This window comes from Flavobacterium jejuense, assembly GCF_006491595.2.
In the GTDB taxonomy this organism is placed as follows: domain Bacteria; phylum Bacteroidota; class Bacteroidia; order Flavobacteriales; family Flavobacteriaceae; genus Flavobacterium; species Flavobacterium jejuense.
This window is the reverse complement of record NZ_VEVQ02000004.1, coordinates 353,996-370,255: the sequence shown is the minus strand read 5'-3', so window position 1 is coordinate 370,255 and position 16,260 is coordinate 353,996. Positions and strand designations below refer to the sequence as shown.

The 16,260-nt window shown below is 29.3% G+C and carries 12 protein-coding genes; 5 read left to right on the top strand and 7 right to left on the bottom strand.

Annotated elements, in window-relative coordinates; translation table 11 throughout:
• Positions 1-395: 395 nt before the first annotated feature.
• From FIA58_RS08570 to FIA58_RS08540, 7 genes are all read right to left on the bottom strand, one after another.
• Positions 396-1,622, bottom strand: a complete 1,227-nt coding sequence (locus FIA58_RS08570) for a murein hydrolase activator EnvC family protein (protein ID WP_140962066.1) — start codon at positions 1,620-1,622, stop codon at positions 396-398.
• A 47-nt stretch (positions 1,623-1,669) separates the two neighbouring features.
• Positions 1,670-2,437: a DUF4292 domain-containing protein gene (locus tag FIA58_RS08565; protein ID WP_140962065.1), complete on the bottom strand. Its 768-nt coding sequence runs from the start codon at positions 2,435-2,437 to the stop codon at positions 1,670-1,672.
• On the bottom strand, positions 2,437-3,789 hold the full coding sequence (locus FIA58_RS08560) for a tetratricopeptide repeat protein (RefSeq protein ID WP_140962064.1): 1,353 nt from the start codon (positions 3,787-3,789) through the stop codon (positions 2,437-2,439). Before FIA58_RS08560 ends, FIA58_RS08565 begins: the two co-directional genes overlap by 1 nt.
• A gap of 10 nt (positions 3,790-3,799) precedes the next feature.
• Positions 3,800-4,810, bottom strand: coding sequence for a sugar phosphate nucleotidyltransferase (locus tag FIA58_RS08555; RefSeq protein ID WP_140962063.1), 1,011 nt, complete (start codon positions 4,808-4,810; stop codon positions 3,800-3,802).
• A 24-nt stretch (positions 4,811-4,834) separates the two neighbouring features.
• The gene (locus tag FIA58_RS08550) at positions 4,835-5,974 is read right to left on the bottom strand and encodes a glycoside hydrolase family protein (protein WP_140962062.1); all 1,140 of its coding nucleotides are present in this window, start codon (positions 5,972-5,974) and stop codon (positions 4,835-4,837) included.
• Between the two features lie 62 nt (positions 5,975-6,036).
• Positions 6,037-6,471, bottom strand: a complete 435-nt coding sequence (gene dut / locus FIA58_RS08545) for a dUTP diphosphatase (RefSeq protein WP_140962061.1) — start codon at positions 6,469-6,471, stop codon at positions 6,037-6,039.
• A 141-nt stretch (positions 6,472-6,612) separates the two neighbouring features.
• Positions 6,613-7,224 (bottom strand): helix-turn-helix domain-containing protein, encoded by a 612-nt coding sequence (locus tag FIA58_RS08540; protein WP_140962060.1) that lies wholly within the window; start codon positions 7,222-7,224, stop codon positions 6,613-6,615.
• Positions 7,225-7,338: 114 nt separating this feature from the next.
• Here FIA58_RS08540 and FIA58_RS08535 point away from each other — a divergent pair, with 114 nt between their 5' ends.
• The 5 genes from FIA58_RS08535 to FIA58_RS08515 all read left to right on the top strand — a co-directional run bounded on the left by FIA58_RS08535 (position 7,339) and on the right by FIA58_RS08515 (position 16,233).
• Positions 7,339-7,737 (top strand): YbjN domain-containing protein, encoded by a 399-nt coding sequence (locus FIA58_RS08535; RefSeq protein WP_140962059.1) that lies wholly within the window; start codon positions 7,339-7,341, stop codon positions 7,735-7,737.
• A 141-nt stretch (positions 7,738-7,878) separates the two neighbouring features.
• Positions 7,879-8,583 carry a PspA/IM30 family protein gene (locus FIA58_RS08530; protein ID WP_140962058.1) on the top strand — a complete coding sequence of 235 codons (705 nt, stop codon included), beginning with the start codon at positions 7,879-7,881 and terminating at the stop codon, positions 8,581-8,583.
• A complete protein-coding gene (locus FIA58_RS08525) occupies positions 8,583-9,233 on the top strand; it encodes a hypothetical protein (protein ID WP_140962057.1) in 651 nt (216 codons plus the stop codon). Before FIA58_RS08530 ends, FIA58_RS08525 begins: the two co-directional genes overlap by 1 nt.
• 39 nt (positions 9,234-9,272) lie before the next feature.
• Positions 9,273-11,285 (top strand): SPFH domain-containing protein, encoded by a 2,013-nt coding sequence (locus tag FIA58_RS08520; protein ID WP_140962056.1) that lies wholly within the window; start codon positions 9,273-9,275, stop codon positions 11,283-11,285.
• 139 nt (positions 11,286-11,424) lie between these two features.
• Positions 11,425-16,233, top strand: coding sequence for a DNA repair ATPase (locus FIA58_RS08515; RefSeq protein ID WP_140962055.1), 4,809 nt, complete (start codon positions 11,425-11,427; stop codon positions 16,231-16,233).
• Positions 16,234-16,260: the final 27 nt, after the last annotated feature.

Here is a 16,260-nt window from a genome sequence, read left to right as displayed (position 1 = left end):
CCAATACAAATATACGACCGATCATTGTATAGTTGGATACAACTTTTCTGCCGTTCTTGTTAAAGTTTACAAATACCTTTTGAATGTTTTGAAAATAAAAAAAGCCGAAGTGAATACTTCGACTTTTAAACTTTTTCTCGAGTAGAAAAAATTACTGCTATTAACCAATACAAATATACGACCGATCATTGTATAGTTGGATACAACTTTTCTGCCGTTCTTGTTAAAGTTTACAAATACCTTTTGAATGTTTTGAAAATAAAAAAAGCCGAAGTCTAAACTTCGGCTTTTCAAATTTTTTCTCGAGTAGAAAAAATTACTGCTATTAACCAATACAAATATACGACACCGCTATGTTAATGTGGTTACATCTTTTCTGCCGTTCTTGTTAAAGTTTACTTATTTGAAAGCCATTGTTCTGGATTTAATGTATTTGAATTTTGATAAACCATGAATTTTAATATTGCTTTTCCAGAACTATCCGACATTATTTTACCCAAATTTTGCTTAATTGTTATTTTATCTCCAACAGAAACACTAACGGTTTCTAAATTTAAATAAACTGTAATAAAATCGCCATGTCTAATAAAAATAGCTTTCTTATCTCCATTAATTTTTTGTACTTGTAATACTTCTCCATCAAAAATAGCCCTAGCACTACTTCCTGAAAGAGCTGCTATTTCAATTCCACTATTTAAATGTGTTACATTTTTATGAACTGGATCTTGATAATTACCATACTTTAACTGTATATATCCTTTTTCTACTGGCCAAGGTAATTTTCCTTTATTTGATTTGAAATTATCAGAAACTATTTTACCCTCAGGTGTTAAATCAAATTTTGAAGAAGATCCTGATGATTTCACACCTGTTTTCTTTTCATTTTTCTTATTAGCAGCAGCAATAGCATCAGCAATTAACTTCTTTATTTTTTTATCTATTTCTTTTCGTTCTCTTACTTTCTTATCAATTTCTGCGCTATATTTCTTTTTATTTTTTTGTAATTCTTTAGCCAATTTTTCTTGCTCAACTTTTTGACTTTCAAGCTCTTTTTTTTCCGCTAAATTTTGTGCCAATGCTTTTTCTTTGCTTTTTTTACTTGCCTGCTGTTTTCTCTTTGCATCAACTAGTTTTTGTTGCTTTTCAACAATTTCTTCTCCTTGCATTTTTCTAAAACTAGCATACTGTTTCATATACTGAATTCGCTTATAGGCTTGCAAAAAGTTTTGAGAAGATAAAACAAACATAATTCTACTTTGATCGTTTCTACTTTTGTATGATTTTACAATCATTTTAGCATAATCCTCTTTAAGAATTTTTAGCTCTCTATTCAGTTTGTTAATTTCTAATTGTTTGAGGTAAATATCGTCGTCCAATAAGCGCATTTGCTTAGCCGTAGTACTAATTAACTGTTCACTTAGACGAATCCTGGCATTTTGCTCTGCAATTTGACTTAGAACCGATTTTTCTTTTTTGTTTTCAACTTTTAATAAAGCTTTAAAAGCTGCAATTTCTTTATTAATTTCTTCTTTGCGATTTTCTAACTTTTGTTGTTCCGTTAATTGGGCAAAAGAACCAATAGATATAAAGAAAAAGAATAATAAAATAATTAATCGATTCATTTTAATTTGTTTTTGCAAAGATAATTTGTTTTTGTTTGTAAGTACAATTAATCTATAGTAACCATTTCATACCCTTCAGGAATCGAAAAAGAGAAGTTCAAATCTTCATTAAAAGTAATACTTTTATAGAACAGAGCAATATTAATCTCTTCTTTTTGTATTGCTTTAATTTGAATTTCATTTGGAATAAAAATATTCATCTGCTTTTGATGTGAAGGATAATTGATTTCTAGTTCTCTATTCTTATTAACTTGACTTAAGGCTTCTTTTTTTAATAAAAAATTAGAGGCTTCAAAATAGAATTCTTTCTGTGTGTCTTTTCTTTCTTTTTCAAACAACTTATAAAGATTGTTCTCAATCTCTGTCTCATATTTCTCCTTTTTAAGATTATCAACAGGACTTCCCAATAATAAGTTTTGTACTTTATAAAAATCTAAATCAGTTCCTAGCCAATTGCTTAATACACTAAAATCTCCTTCAAAATAAGTATTGTTTAACTTCTCATAATAACTTACTTTTTCTGGTGTTATTAGAACTTTAGCAACTGGAAAACCTAATATTTTTACATTAATCCAGATTATTTCATCTTTTTTAATTCTTATATCAGCATTTACAGAATGTGATTGACTTTCATCTTTATACTTTGCATTGGCTCTAATAGCAATAGTCTTAAAATCTTTTTCATTCTTATAATGACCTTGAATTATTTTTATACTTGATAATTCTTTATTTGCAACACCTTCTTCTGTAATTGCTTTTTTGCTTTTGCAAGAAAAAATAAATACAACCAGTATCAATGAAAACAGCTTTCTCATTATTTTCTTTTTTTGTCTAATTCTTTTGCTTTTAACAAATAAAATTCTTCTTTCTTTTTTTCTCCTAAATTTTGAAATACTACACTTAATTGTATATAGAATTGTATTTCCAAGTCGATATCTTCCACTAAAAACTCTAATCCTGTATCTAAATATCCTTTTGCTTTTTTATAGTTTGCTAATTTATTATTTGACAAACCTGCGTAATAATATAGATTAGCTTGTGTAGGAAATAAGTCAATATAATCTTCTGTAAGCTTTGCTAAACTTTGAAAATTTTGAATATTTTCAAAGCATTTTATCAAAAGAACAATTGTATTAAAATCCTCTGGGTCTTTTTTTAATCCTTTTTCTAAATAAACAATTGCTTTCTCATAAAGCTGTTTATTGAAATAAAACTTACCTATTTCTAATGGTGAATTAATACTGGTGTCGTTAGAAACATAATCAACTGCTTGCATTAATTCTGGTTCAAATGTATTTGTTTTTACTACAAATAATAAAAATTCATTAAGCATTCGTTGCTTAATTTTCATATCTACCTTGTCGTTTTTTAAAACTTTGAGTAAAGCATCGGAAGCCTCTTTACCATTATTATCCAAAAGATAAAATTTAAATAAACTAACTAAAGCCCAATCTGAATTTGGAATCTCTTTAGCTAATTTTTTAGCCACTTCAAAAGCTTTCTCTTCTTGATTACTGTTGGAATACAACAACATTAATTCGATGTAATTTTGCTCTTCTTTTGGATTTTTTTCAATTGCTTTTTCCAGTTCATTTTTCTCTGGTTTAGCATATTCATTTGATTCTTGAATTTTTAATTTATAGAATTCCATGGTTTTACTCAAGACCATTTCTTTTTCCATTTCCTTTAATAATTCCAAAGCTTTATCTCTTTGATTGGTATACATATACAAAGAAATCAGGTCTTCTTTCATGTTTGGATCAAATTCTATCAACTTTATAACCACTGGTATTGACTTTTGATAGTCTTTAGATTGGTAATACACATCATATAAACCGTTCCAATACCAACGTTCCTTTGGGTTTAAATCTACTGCTTTTTGAAAAGCTTCTTCTGCTTGTGGATATTGTTTTAAATCTAAATAGTTTTTACCCAATTCATGATAAAAAACTGGATTTGTATTATCGCTATCAATGCACTTTTCTATCGCAACAATTGCTTTATCATAATTTTCTATCGCTCTTTGTTTCAATCCTTCATAAAAATTATTTTCAATTTTATCATCTGCTAATGCTATATCTTCTGGGTTTTCTTGAGCAAATACTATTTGTAGACTACAAAAAGTAATCCACGGAATAAAAAAGAAGTATTTTTTTAATTTACTCATAAAAATTTATTTATTCTAAAACGGAATAATCTCCTATACTTATACTTGTAAAATTGCCATCAAAACTAGCATGGTTTCCTATCATAGCATTGTCTAATTTGGCATTTTTTATATGAGCATGTGTTTGAATCAAACTATTTTTAATCTCTGAATCAATTACATGACATCCTTTTCCTAACGATACATTTGGACCAACAGTTGCATTGATTAAAACTACATCTTCTCCTATATAACAAGGTGGAATAATAGTTGCATTTTCTTGTTTTACTTCATAATCAATTAAATGTTCCCCATCATTATGTAAAAATCCTAACATTCTTGTATTGGTTTCAACTGTAACTTCTTTGTTTCCGCAATCCATCCACTCGTCTACTTTTCCTGGTACAAATTTCATGCCCTTTTGCATCATTTGTTTAATTCCATCATTAATTTGATATTCACCTCCATGAATAATGTTGTTGTCCAAGACCGATTGCAACTCATTTTTTAATACAGAAACATCTTTAAAATAATAAATCCCGATAACGGCTAAATCAGAAACAAATTCTTTTGGCTTTTCTACCAATTCAATGATTTCACCATCAGTATTTAAATTGACAACACCAAAAGCTTCTGGTTTATCTACTTGTTTTACCCAAATTACACTATCAGCTGTAATGTCTAAATCAAAATCTGCGCGTATTAAAGTATCTGCATAAGCAATCACAGCTGGACCACTTAAAGATTCTTTGGCGCACATAATAGCATGACCAGTTCCTAAAGCTTCATTCTGGTAATAAATAGTGCCCTTTGCTCCTAATTTTTGAGCAATTTCAACCAATTCTTTTTCTACTTGTTTACCAAAATTTTCGTGAATAACAAAAGCTACTTCTTCAATAGGCTGATTTAAAACACCTGCTATATCTTCAACTAATCTATGTACAATTGGTTTTCCTGCAACAGGAATTAACGGTTTTGGAACAGTTAATGTATGTGGACGAAGACGTGAACCACGACCTGCCATTGGAACTATTATTTTCATTCTTTATTTTTTTTAGTTCTATTTCTACTCTATTTTCTCTCTACTAACCCAAGACACCCAACTATTATAGGAAGCTCTGCGATTATCGCTTTCGTCCATAAAACCTGTATCTTTCCATAATTTTAATAGACTTTCTGTTTCAATATCATTTTGACCTTGATTTTGAAAAGTAGTAATTAATGCGTCATAATCTTTAGGACAAAACCATATAAATAATTTAGCTCTTTTCGAGTGACACAAATTAAGTACTTTTTCTAAATATTTCTTTTGCCAATTTTCATTTCCTTGTTTATTTAAATTATAATATGGAATCACTAAATCTTGAGCAATATAAGCTGTTTCTGCAAATGCAATGGATTTATTTAAATCTAATGCAATAAATTTTTCAAAATAATCAGCTGGAAAATTATCCGGATTGGTATTTCCGCTTTGAGAAGAGCTTATCGAAGCATAAGGATAAGCACTTATTCCAATTAAATCTGTATATTGAATTAATTGACTCGCATAATCAAAACCTATATTACTTTCATCTACTATAAAACTTATAAAAAAAGGAATATTTGGGTACTTTACTTTTAATTGTGTGTATACTTCACCTAAAAACTGTTTGTATTTTATAAATTCTATTGGATTCCAAAATTGACCGTTACTTTCTACACCATAATTTACATAAATTGGATCAAATTCATCTATTAAATAGCACATATAATTAAAATAAGCCGTTGCAACATTTTCGTCATCAAACGGTAATTGTTCCCAATTATCTTTTATTGTTTGTGTGGTTGTAGCGGATTCATAATATTTAGCTTTCGTTACTCTAGTAATAGATAATGCGGATACACTTAAGAAAACTTTTGTATTGCTACTAGTTTTCGTTTTTCGAGTATTAATGTTTTCCAATAATTCTTGAGGCATTACAGTTTGATTAAAAGCTTCTTCATAAGGAATACCTTCGTCAAAATGATGTGCAATAATATCACAATGCTCATTTATAAAATTATAGGTCTTGTCAACCTCCTCAATGGTTAAGTCTGCTGGCCAAGGTGTTGTTCCCATAAAAAAAGTTCTTTGCTCTAATTCATTACTATTAGATTCATTATTTGAGCAACCTATAGTAGAAACTACAACTAAAATAAGAATGGATTTATATATACATTTACTCAAAATTTCATATTTATTAATCTAATGCACTAACTTAATACTTTAAAAACTCAAAAAAACTAACTTTATTTCACCCCTGTACTACCAAAACCACCTTCACCACGAGAAGTTTCAGAAAGTACTTCTACTTCTATCCATTCGGCACGTTCATGTTTGGCAATAATTAATTGAGCGACTCTTTCTCCATTTTCAATTATGAAATCTTCATTTGACAAGTTAACTAAAATAATTCCAATTTCTCCTCTATAATCTGCATCAACGGTGCCTGGTGAGTTAAGAACAGTAATTCCTTTTTTGGCAGCTAAACCACTACGTGGACGAACTTGTGCTTCATAGCCAATTGGCAACTCTAAGAAAAGTCCTGTTTTTACAATTGTTCTTTCCAAAGATTTTAATGTTATTGGTGCTGTTATATTAGCTCTTAAATCCATTCCTGCAGAAGCAATTGTTTCATAATTAGGAAGCGGATGTTGTGATTTATTGATGATTTTGATATTCATTCTGTCTAGGTAAAATAGAATAAATCTAAAGGTTTAGATTTATTTAAAAATTAGTTTCCAAAGTTAAAAAAATATACAGATATACAGACAGTTTTTAAATTTTGTTGGCTAATTCTACTAACAAAAAACAATTAAGAGATTTTAATTACCAAAAACTTTCTTTTCTAATAATTCTATTCGTTGTAACATAGTTTTTTGAACTCCATATAAATTACTTCCTAAAACCCCTACAATTGCATAATTTACTGTATCAGAAATAAATGTATCAGAAATCGAAGCAACTCCCTTATTTAAAGTTAAGTAGTTATTGTGTTTTTTTGCTTCTTTTTTAATTTCTTTTAAAAACAACATTGCTTCCTTTTCGAAAATACTTTTATTAGACAAATCTTCATCAACAAAAAAGATGCAATCAAATTGTGCAAATATTTTTTGCATTTGAATATCTTTTTTTTCACCCTCTAATGTAAGCTCTTTAAAATCAATAGTTTTTTCAATTCCTAAACTAGGAATACTTTCTTCAATTAAAGTAAAATTAGCTAACTGATTTACAGTTAATGGTTTCGAAATGATATCATCTGTAGGAATACCAAAATAATTAGCAATTCTTAAGAGAGTTTCAATTTTTGGTTCTGCACGTCCTTCTTCATAAGAGCTTATTACTCCTCTGTTCAAATCAATAAGTTCGGCAAAAGCTTGTTGGCTTAGTCCTTTTATCTGTCTTATTTTTTTTAAGTTAGTCCCAAAATATGTCATTACGCTATTATTTTTAGCAAATATACAAACTAATAATGATTTTTTTGCTAAAAATATTTGCAATAATGATTTTTTTATATAAATTTGCTTTATTAACAAACTAATTCTCTTTTTATGAAACAGTCGAAGTTATATGGTAAAGTTAAAAGTTGGTTGCTTGAATTAGAATACAATATTCATTTTGAAAGCGAAGAGCATCAAACATTTATCATCGAAAAAGAAAATGAAGGAATAAAAAATATGATGATTGTTATTGCCCCTCAAATATTAATCATGGAACAATTTTTATTTCGTTGCAAAAATAATCAGCAAAATGTCTATAAACAGTTATTAATTAAAAATAGAGACATTGTTCATGGAGCTTTTGTTATTGATGAAACTGGAGAGAAAGTAATTTTCAGAGATACACTTCAAACAGAAAATTTAGATCAAAATGAATTAATTGCTACTATTAATTCACTGAGTTTACTTATAAGTGAATACTCTTCAGAAATGATTTTATTTAGTAAATAAAGCAATAAAAACTAACTAACAAATTAAATTCAAATGATTCATCTTATTTTTTATATAGTTTGTTTTTTAATTAAAATATTATTTCTGATTTTCAAATAATTCAAAAAAAACACAGTATTAACATTATAATTCATTCATATTATGAACATTATTAAAAGACTTTTTAGAATTGGTAAAGCAGAAGCGCATTCAGCCATTAATAGCCTTGAAAACCCAATAAAAATGACTGAACAAGGCATTCGAGAAATGAAAGAACAATTGGATCAAAGTATTCAAGCATTAGCACAAGTTAAAGCATTATCAATAAGGCGAAAAAACGAAAAAGAAGCATTAATTAATCAGTCCGAAGATTATCAAAATAAAGCCATGCTTTTGGTACAAAAAGGGATTAAAGAAGAAATGCCAGGAGAAGAAGCAGATCGTCTTGCTAAGGAAGCATTAAAAAAGAAAGAGCAATCTTTGCTTGATGCACAAATTGCAGACAATGAACAACAAAAATTAGAAAGTGATGTTGAAAAAATGCAAATCAACATTAATTCTTTAAAGTCAACTATATCTAAATGGGAAAGTGAATTAAAAACACTTAGAGCTCGTGTACAGGTGAGTCAAGCGACACAAGATATTAACAAAAAAATGACACAAATAGATTCTGATAGCACTATTTCCATGCTTGAAAAAATGAAAGATAAGGTATTACAACAAGAAGCACTTGCAGATGCATACGGGCATATTGCTGATAATTCAAAAAGTATCGATCAAGAAATTAATGCTGCTGTAGATACATCTGATGCACATGCAGAAAATGAGTTATTAAAATTAAAAGAACAATTCAATAATAAAAACTAATGAGTTTTGACGAGTTAATAGACTTTTCTTTCAACCCTGCAAATAGTATTCTTTCTATTCTGCTAATTATAAGTGTCTTATATTGGGTTTTTACAATACTATCAGGAGTTGGAGAATTTGATGTTGATTTTGATACAGATATTGACACAGAATTAGATACTCCTGATGGAATGGTAGAAGTACCTAATGATCCTTCATCTTTTATTCAATTTTTGAAATTTTTGAATCTAGACATTATACCAATAACTTTTTTTTTAACACTTGTTTTATTATTCACTTGGTTAATTAATGTGAATATAAGCTATTTAATTCCCTTACCTTATTGGGTGTATTTTATAACTATTCTTCCTGCTTTTATAGTAAGTTTATTTATTACAAAATACATCAGTATGCCTTTAAAACCTATTTTTAAAGAAATTAATCACAAAGGAGAAATTGCCTATGATTATTTAGGTAGAATTGGAAAGTTAAAATCCACTATTGAAAATGACAAACTAGGCATGCTAGAATTGTTTATCAATAAAGATCCTATAAAACTTTTAGTAAAAAGCAAAGATGGCTCTCTTTTAAAAGAAGGAGAAAAGGTTTGCATTGTGCATGAAAATCCAGATAAAAAATTTTACTTTGTTGAAAAATCATACGAAATTTAAAAACTTAACTATCATAATAAAATAATTAAAAATAAATTTATGACTACATTTTACATTACAATTGCAATAATTATAATTGCATTTTTAGGATTAATTTTCTGGGTTTTATCCATGTACAAAAAAACCGTTCAAGGAGTTGTTCTTCTTAGAACTGGTTATGGTGGTGCTAAAGTATTTTTTAATGCTGGAGTTGTTATTCCCGTTATTCACCGTTTAGAATACATGGACATTTCTGTAAAAAAATTAGAAATATCTAGAGAAGGCAAAGATGGCTTAATTTGTAAAGACAATATGCGTGCAGATATTCAAGTAGCGTTCTTTGTTCGTGTTAATAAATCGGTTGATGATATTGTAAATGTAGGACAAACTATAGGTTGCCAAAGAGCCTCTGATATTGGAACTTTGAGAGAGTTATTTGAAGCTAAGTTTTCTGAAGCTTTAAAAACAGTGGGTAAAAAATTCGATTTTATCGAATTATATGAAGCAAGACTTGAGTTTCGTCAAGAAATTCTAAATATTATTGGTACCGACTTAAATGGGTATGTTTTAGATGATTGTGCAATAGATTATTTAGAACAAACTTCTTTACAACACCTTAATAAAGATAACATCTTAGATTCTGAAGGTATCAAAAAAATTACTGAACTAACTGCTACACAAAACATTAAAGCTAATTTAGTTCGTAGAGATGAAGAGAAAACTATCAAAAAACAAGATGTTGAAGCTAGAGAAACAATTCTTGAATTAGAAAAGCAATTAGCAGAAAAAGAAGAAAAACAAAGAAGAGAGATTGCTAATATTCAGTCAAGAGAAAATGCTGAAATACTAAAAGTTGCAGAAGAAGAAAGGTTAAAATCTGAATCTGTTAGAATTGCAACAGAAGAAACACTTCAAGTAGCAGAAGAAAATAAACTAAGACAGGTTGTTATTGCCTCAAAAAATAAAGAAAGAGCTGAATTAGTTGAAACAGAAAGAGTTCAAAAAGACAGAATGTTAGAAGCTACAGAAAGAGAAAGAGTTGTTGCTTTAGCAGATATCGAAAAAGACAAAGCGGTCGAAGTTGAAAAGAAAAACATACAAGATGTAATTCGCGAACGTTTAGTTAAAGAAAAAACAGTTGTAGAAGAACAACAAAATATCTTAGATGTCGAAGCTTTAAAAGGTGCAGAAAGAGAGAAACAAGTTCAATTAATTGTTGCTTCTCGTGAAGCAGAAGAGAACTTAATCACTTTAACTCGCGCTGCTGAAGCTCGTAAACAATCTGCTGAAAAAGATGCTCAAAAATACGTTATTGAAGCACAAGCAAAACGTGATGCTGCCGAAAAAGAAGCTGATGCTCGTAAAATTATTGCAGAAGCTCAAGCTAAAGAAGAAGCTACTGTTGGTTTATCTGAAGCTCAAGTAATGCACGCTAAAGCTGAAGCTATGGAAAAACAAGGTTTCGTAGAAGCAAACGTAATAGAGAAAAAAGCAGCAGCTAATAAACAAGAAGGTTTAGCCGAAGCTGAAGTAATCAAAGAAAAAGCATTTGCAGAAGCAGCTGGAATCACTGAAAAAGCAGAAGCTATGAAAAAACTAAACGATGCTGGTAAAGAGCATGAAGAATTTAGATTAACGTTAGCCAAAGAAAAAGAAGTAGAATTAGCTCAAATCTCAATCCAAAAAGATATTGCTCAAGCACAAGCTAGCGTGTTAGCTGAAGCATTTAAAACAGCTAATATTGACATTGTTGGTGGTGATAATTCATTCTTCGACAATGTGGTTAGACAAGTTTCTGCTGGTAAGGGAATTGACAAATTCATTCAACACAGTGAAAATGCTCAAATAGTGAAGGAAGCTTTATTAAGCAATGATGGTGATGAAAATCTTATCGGAAAGGTGATGAACATGGTTGAGAAATACAAAATTTCATCTGAAGACATCAAAAACTTAAGTGTTGCTTCTTTAATCTTCCAATTAAAGGGTGTGGCAAATGACCAAGAACAAGGAATATTAGCGCGTGCAATGGACATGGCAAAACATTTAGGCATCGATAATAAACCTTTAAAGTAAAATTTAATTCTATAACAAACGAGAACTAATTCTCTACTTTTTTTAGGTAGAGGATAGTTTTTCTTTTACTTGCATTCCCTTCACTTTAAAGCTAAAAAAAGGTTTTTATAAAAAACTTTTAAAATTTTACAAAAAATTAATGAGCAACGAAAAATTAAATACGGGTACATACGAAATCATTCAAAACCGATTGAATGAACAAAAAGAAGATTTAATTCAACGCATTCAATCGTTAAACGAAGATCGAAAAAAGGTTTTTGGAGGTGTTGATTTTTCGCTTATTGCCAATGAACGTATTTCTACAGATCAAAGTTGTTATATCAAAGACATTTTTTCCTTAGGAAAACTTTGTTTAGTTGGCCACAACACACATTTAGGGTTACGAACAGAAATAAATTTAAACGATGTTTTTTCGGCTTATTTGTTAAAAGATAATCGTTTTGAACCACAACCTATTCAATTCATTGAAGATGAAACCTTCATAGAAGAGTTTAGAAACCTATACAAATATTACCGAAACACTATATTTGTTCGCTTTCATCTTACCCAAAACTATCTGTATTTTGTTTTTCAATTATCGAATAGTCCTTCTGATATAAAAGCATTTAAATGGTTAATTAAAGATGATACATTAACTTTTGTAGATGCTAGAAGTGCTGCAGAAGTAAAATATCTCAATCAACAAGAATTCACTTGGACAAAAGTAACGCGTGACATGCAACGTATTGGAAGTCATCCACACGTTTCATTAGCGGATAAAGTTTTTGTAGAAGCCATTGGTGGTGATATTACCATTAAAATAGAAGACAATACCAGTTCTGGAAAAGGAATTTATAGTGAAGATGTTATTCACAAAGATCAAACATTGGATGATGCTGAAATTCATTATTTCGACTATAACAATTTAGTCATTTTTAAGATCAAACCTTATCAAGAAGCGGAACGATTTTTCATTTACAACCACAAAGAGAAAAAAGTAGCTCGAGTTGATTCTCTTCAATATTCAATTATTCTTTTGCCTGAAAACCAAGGTGTAATTTATCCTAATGGATATGCTTTGCAAACTGGTGAAATAAAAGTTATTGCTTCAGAAGACAAACCCGTTTATTTCAACCGAAGAATTCTTGGAATTAATGGGGAAAACTTCATGTTTGTTTTTTATGATGAGCAATCGCATGATTATTTATTGATTCCATACAATATCATCAAACAAACGATAGAAACTCCAATCAATTGTAATGGATTTACGTTGTTTGATAATGGAAAGTTAGCTTATTTCAAGTCGAATGAAGAAACGAAACATCATTTAATTCAAATTTGGCAAACACCTTTTACCAAAGAAGTTACTATTGATGATGCTTTAAAATCAAATTTATTGTACAAAATTGGAAATAAAGATTTAGTTCGTGTAATGGCTGAATGTCAAGAATTGAATATTTTGTTGTCCAAAAAAGATTCGTATTCTGGTTTGTATAATGACATTGTTAAACAGGCTACTATAATTTTAGACAGTTATTATTTCTTGGCTGAAAAGGAAATTCATCATCTAAATGAACCTTTACTCGAAATTAGAAAAATTGCACATGCTGCGATTAACGAATTTGAAAAAGCACAAGAAGTCAAAAATAAAACAGCGCAAACAATTGCTGATTTAAAGGAAAAAGGCGAACATATTTTATCGGATACAAGTGTTATTTCTTATAATTCTCTAGATCAATTTATTACTATTTTAGCTCAAATTAGAGCTTTACGCGGTGAATTAATTAGTGCTAAAGATTTAAAATATGCAGATATTGCTTTAATTGAATCCTTAGAAAAAAAATTACAAGAAAGAGCTGACGAACTTTCCAATGCTTGTGTTTCGTTCCTTTTACAAGATAACGCTTTAGTTCCTTATCAAGAAAAAGTGACATTAATCAACGAACAAATAGCTGATCTTAAAAAAACTATTGATGCTAAAACACTTGAAAAAGATATTGATGAATTAGCGTTACAATTAGAATTATTGGTAGACATAGTCAATAATCTAAAGATAGAAGACACTTCACATTCGACTCAAATTATTGAAAACATTTCTTTGATTTTTGCTCAAATCAATCAACAACGAATTGAGTTAAATAACAAGAAAAGACAAATTTCTGGAAAGGAACTTTCTGCTGATTTTAAAGCACAAATTACGCTTTTCGACCAAGCTGTTATTAATTTTTTAGAATTAGCCAATACTTCTGAAAAATGTGATGATTATCTAAATAAATTATCCATTCAATTAGAAGAAATGGAAGCTAAGTTTGTTGATTTTGATGATTTCATTCAACAAATCGGTGAAAAAAGAGAAGAAGTTTACGGTCATTTTCAAAACAAAAGCGTTCAATTAACCGAAACAAGAAACAAACGAACTACCCTATTGTTTCAGTCGGCTGAACGTATTTTAAAAGGTGTTAAAAACAAAGCTGCTTCTTTTGAAACGGAAACCGAAATCAACGGTTATTTTGCTTCTGATTTAATGATTGAAAAGGTACGAGATATTGCCAATCAATTAAAAGATTTAAACGACACCAATAAAACGGAAGAAGTAAATACGTTATTAAAAACAGCCCAACAAGAATCAGTAAGAAAACTAAAAGATAAAAACGAAATTTATGAGGATGGTGATGCTATAATTACCTTTGGTGATCATAAATTTGCTGTAAACAAGCAAAAATTAGATTTAACATTGGTTTTAAAAAACCAAGAATATTTCTATCACTTAACAGGAACTAATTTTTACCAACCCGTTGAATTTGAAGAAATTGCTAAATACAAAGAAGTTTGGAATCAAGAATTTATTTCAGAAAATCAAAAAGTAAAACGCTTTGAATATATGGCTTGGGAAATTTTCTTGCAACAAGAAAACATCGTTCCTGAGTCGGTAAATGAAAAATTAGTCCAAGAGTTCATGGCCAGTCATTTTGGGGAAGGTTTGGTAAAAGGTGTTCATGACGTTGATGCGTTGTTGATTTTACAAAATTTGCAACAAATTAATAACGAATTAGGTGTTTTAAAATACACTCCTTCTGAAAGAGCTTTAGCACAATTATTTTGGTTTTTCTTAAATGAAGAAGACAAAGAATTCTACGAAAAACAGTTTGATGCTGTAAGTTTGTTGAAAGAAACTTTCTCAAGTTCTGAGCAATTCAAGTATTTAAACAAACGATTGTCTCAAAAAATTGAAGAGTTTAATAGCTCCTTTGATGGTTTTGATTATGTTTCTGCATACAGAGCTGCTGTTTATTTGAAAAAAGAAAACCGTAAAGCATTTTCAATTTCAAAAATTGCTGCAGATGCTTACGAACGCTTTTTTAAAGGTTTGAAAGAAAAAGGAAAAGATGTTGTTTTTAGCAATCAAATTAAAGATTTATATAACTATCCTTCTGCTTGTTATGACATTGTTGAAAATGCTTTAAAAACGTTTTTAATCGATGAAAACATAACACTATCTCAAAGTTTTGTGGAAGAAGTAGCTGCTTTTATATTGACGCAGAATTACCACAATAAACAAATTGTAAATGTAAATTCAGCTGTTGAAATAACAGGCTTGAAATCTATAGAAAGTAACCTTACTTATACTTTAGATTACTACGAATTTTCGGCTCGATTGGATTATTTTCATTCTAAACTAAAACCTGCTTTCTTAGAATTACAGCAACTTAAAAAACATTGGGTAGAACAAAAAAAGAAAGAAGTAAAATTACACACATTTACAAGTCAAGTGTTAACTTCATTTGTACGAAATAAATTAATTAATGATGTATATTTTCCCTTAATTGGAGCCAATTTAGCCAAACAATTAGGTGCTTTAGGTGAAAATAAAAGAACCGACAGAATGGGAATGCTATTGTTAGTTTCACCACCAGGTTATGGAAAAACAACATTAATGGAATATTTAGCTGACCGAATGGGATTGGTTTTCATGAAAATTAATGGTCCTTCTATTGGTCATGAAATTACATCAACTGATCCAAGTGAAGCTAAAAATGCTGGTGCAAGACAAGAGTTAGAAAAATTAAACCTAGCTTTTGAAATGGGTGATAATGTGATGTTATATTTAGATGACATCCAACATTGTAATCCTGAGTTTTTACAAAAATTCATCTCTTTAGCAGATGGCCAAAGAAAAATTGAAGGAATTTATAATGGTGAAGCAAAAACTTATGACTTACGTTCAAAACGTTTTTGTTTGGTTATGGCTGGAAATCCATACACGGAAAGTGGTGATAAATTCCAGATTCCAGATATGTTAGCCAACAGAGCTGATACCTACAATTTAGGAGATATTTCAGGTTCTAGAAGTGATTTATTTGAATTGAGTTTAATTGAAAATGCATTAATGTCTAATGAATATATGGTTCGATTGACGCAACCATCATACCAAAATTTATATAAATTATATGATGCTATTCAACAAAATGATACCAATTATGATTTAGAAGGCAACTTCTCTTCTCAAGAAATTGAAGATTTTAAACAAGTACTATTGAAAATTATGCAAGTGAGAGATACGGTTTTAAAAGCCAATGCACTTTATATAAAAGCGGCAGCTATGTCAGATGATTACCGAAATGAACCCAACTTTAAATTACAAGGTTCTTATCGTGACATGAATAAATTAGTGGCAAAAATTCAGCCTATTTTAACAGAGAAAGAGGTTGAAAATATTGTTTTAAATCATTACGAGAATGAATCTCAAACTTTGACTAATGGTGCAGAAGCTAATTTGTTAAAGCTAAAAGAACTGATGCAAATTCAAACCGAAGACGAACAAAAACGTTGGGAGGAAATCAAAACTACTTTTATGAAAAATAAACTTTTAAAAGGTGTTGGTGGTGATGATAGAATGGCACAAGTAATTGCGTTGTTATCTGAATTCTCTGATGGATTAATTGGAATAAAAGATGTCTTGAAAAAATAGAAACGAACAATTTTAAACCTCGTTTAT

Coding starts and splice junctions, on each gene's coding strand:
- FIA58_RS08560 (WP_140962064.1), bottom strand. CDS start 3,789: ATGAGTAAATTAAAAAAATACTTCTTTTTTATTCCGTGGATTACTTTT.
- FIA58_RS08570 (WP_140962066.1), bottom strand. CDS start 1,622: ATGAATCGATTAATTATTTTATTATTCTTTTTCTTTATATCTATTGGT.
- dut (WP_140962061.1), bottom strand. CDS start 6,471: ATGAATATCAAAATCATCAATAAATCACAACATCCGCTTCCTAATTAT.
- FIA58_RS08565 (WP_140962065.1), bottom strand. CDS start 2,437: ATGAGAAAGCTGTTTTCATTGATACTGGTTGTATTTATTTTTTCTTGC.
- FIA58_RS08555 (WP_140962063.1), bottom strand. CDS start 4,810: ATGAAAATAATAGTTCCAATGGCAGGTCGTGGTTCACGTCTTCGTCCA.
- FIA58_RS08525 (WP_140962057.1), top strand. CDS start 8,583: ATGAGTTTTGACGAGTTAATAGACTTTTCTTTCAACCCTGCAAATAGT.
- FIA58_RS08515 (WP_140962055.1), top strand. CDS start 11,425: ATGAGCAACGAAAAATTAAATACGGGTACATACGAAATCATTCAAAAC.
- FIA58_RS08540 (WP_140962060.1), bottom strand. CDS start 7,224: ATGACATATTTTGGGACTAACTTAAAAAAAATAAGACAGATAAAAGGA.
- FIA58_RS08520 (WP_140962056.1), top strand. CDS start 9,273: ATGACTACATTTTACATTACAATTGCAATAATTATAATTGCATTTTTA.
- FIA58_RS08535 (WP_140962059.1), top strand. CDS start 7,339: ATGAAACAGTCGAAGTTATATGGTAAAGTTAAAAGTTGGTTGCTTGAA.
- FIA58_RS08530 (WP_140962058.1), top strand. CDS start 7,879: ATGAACATTATTAAAAGACTTTTTAGAATTGGTAAAGCAGAAGCGCAT.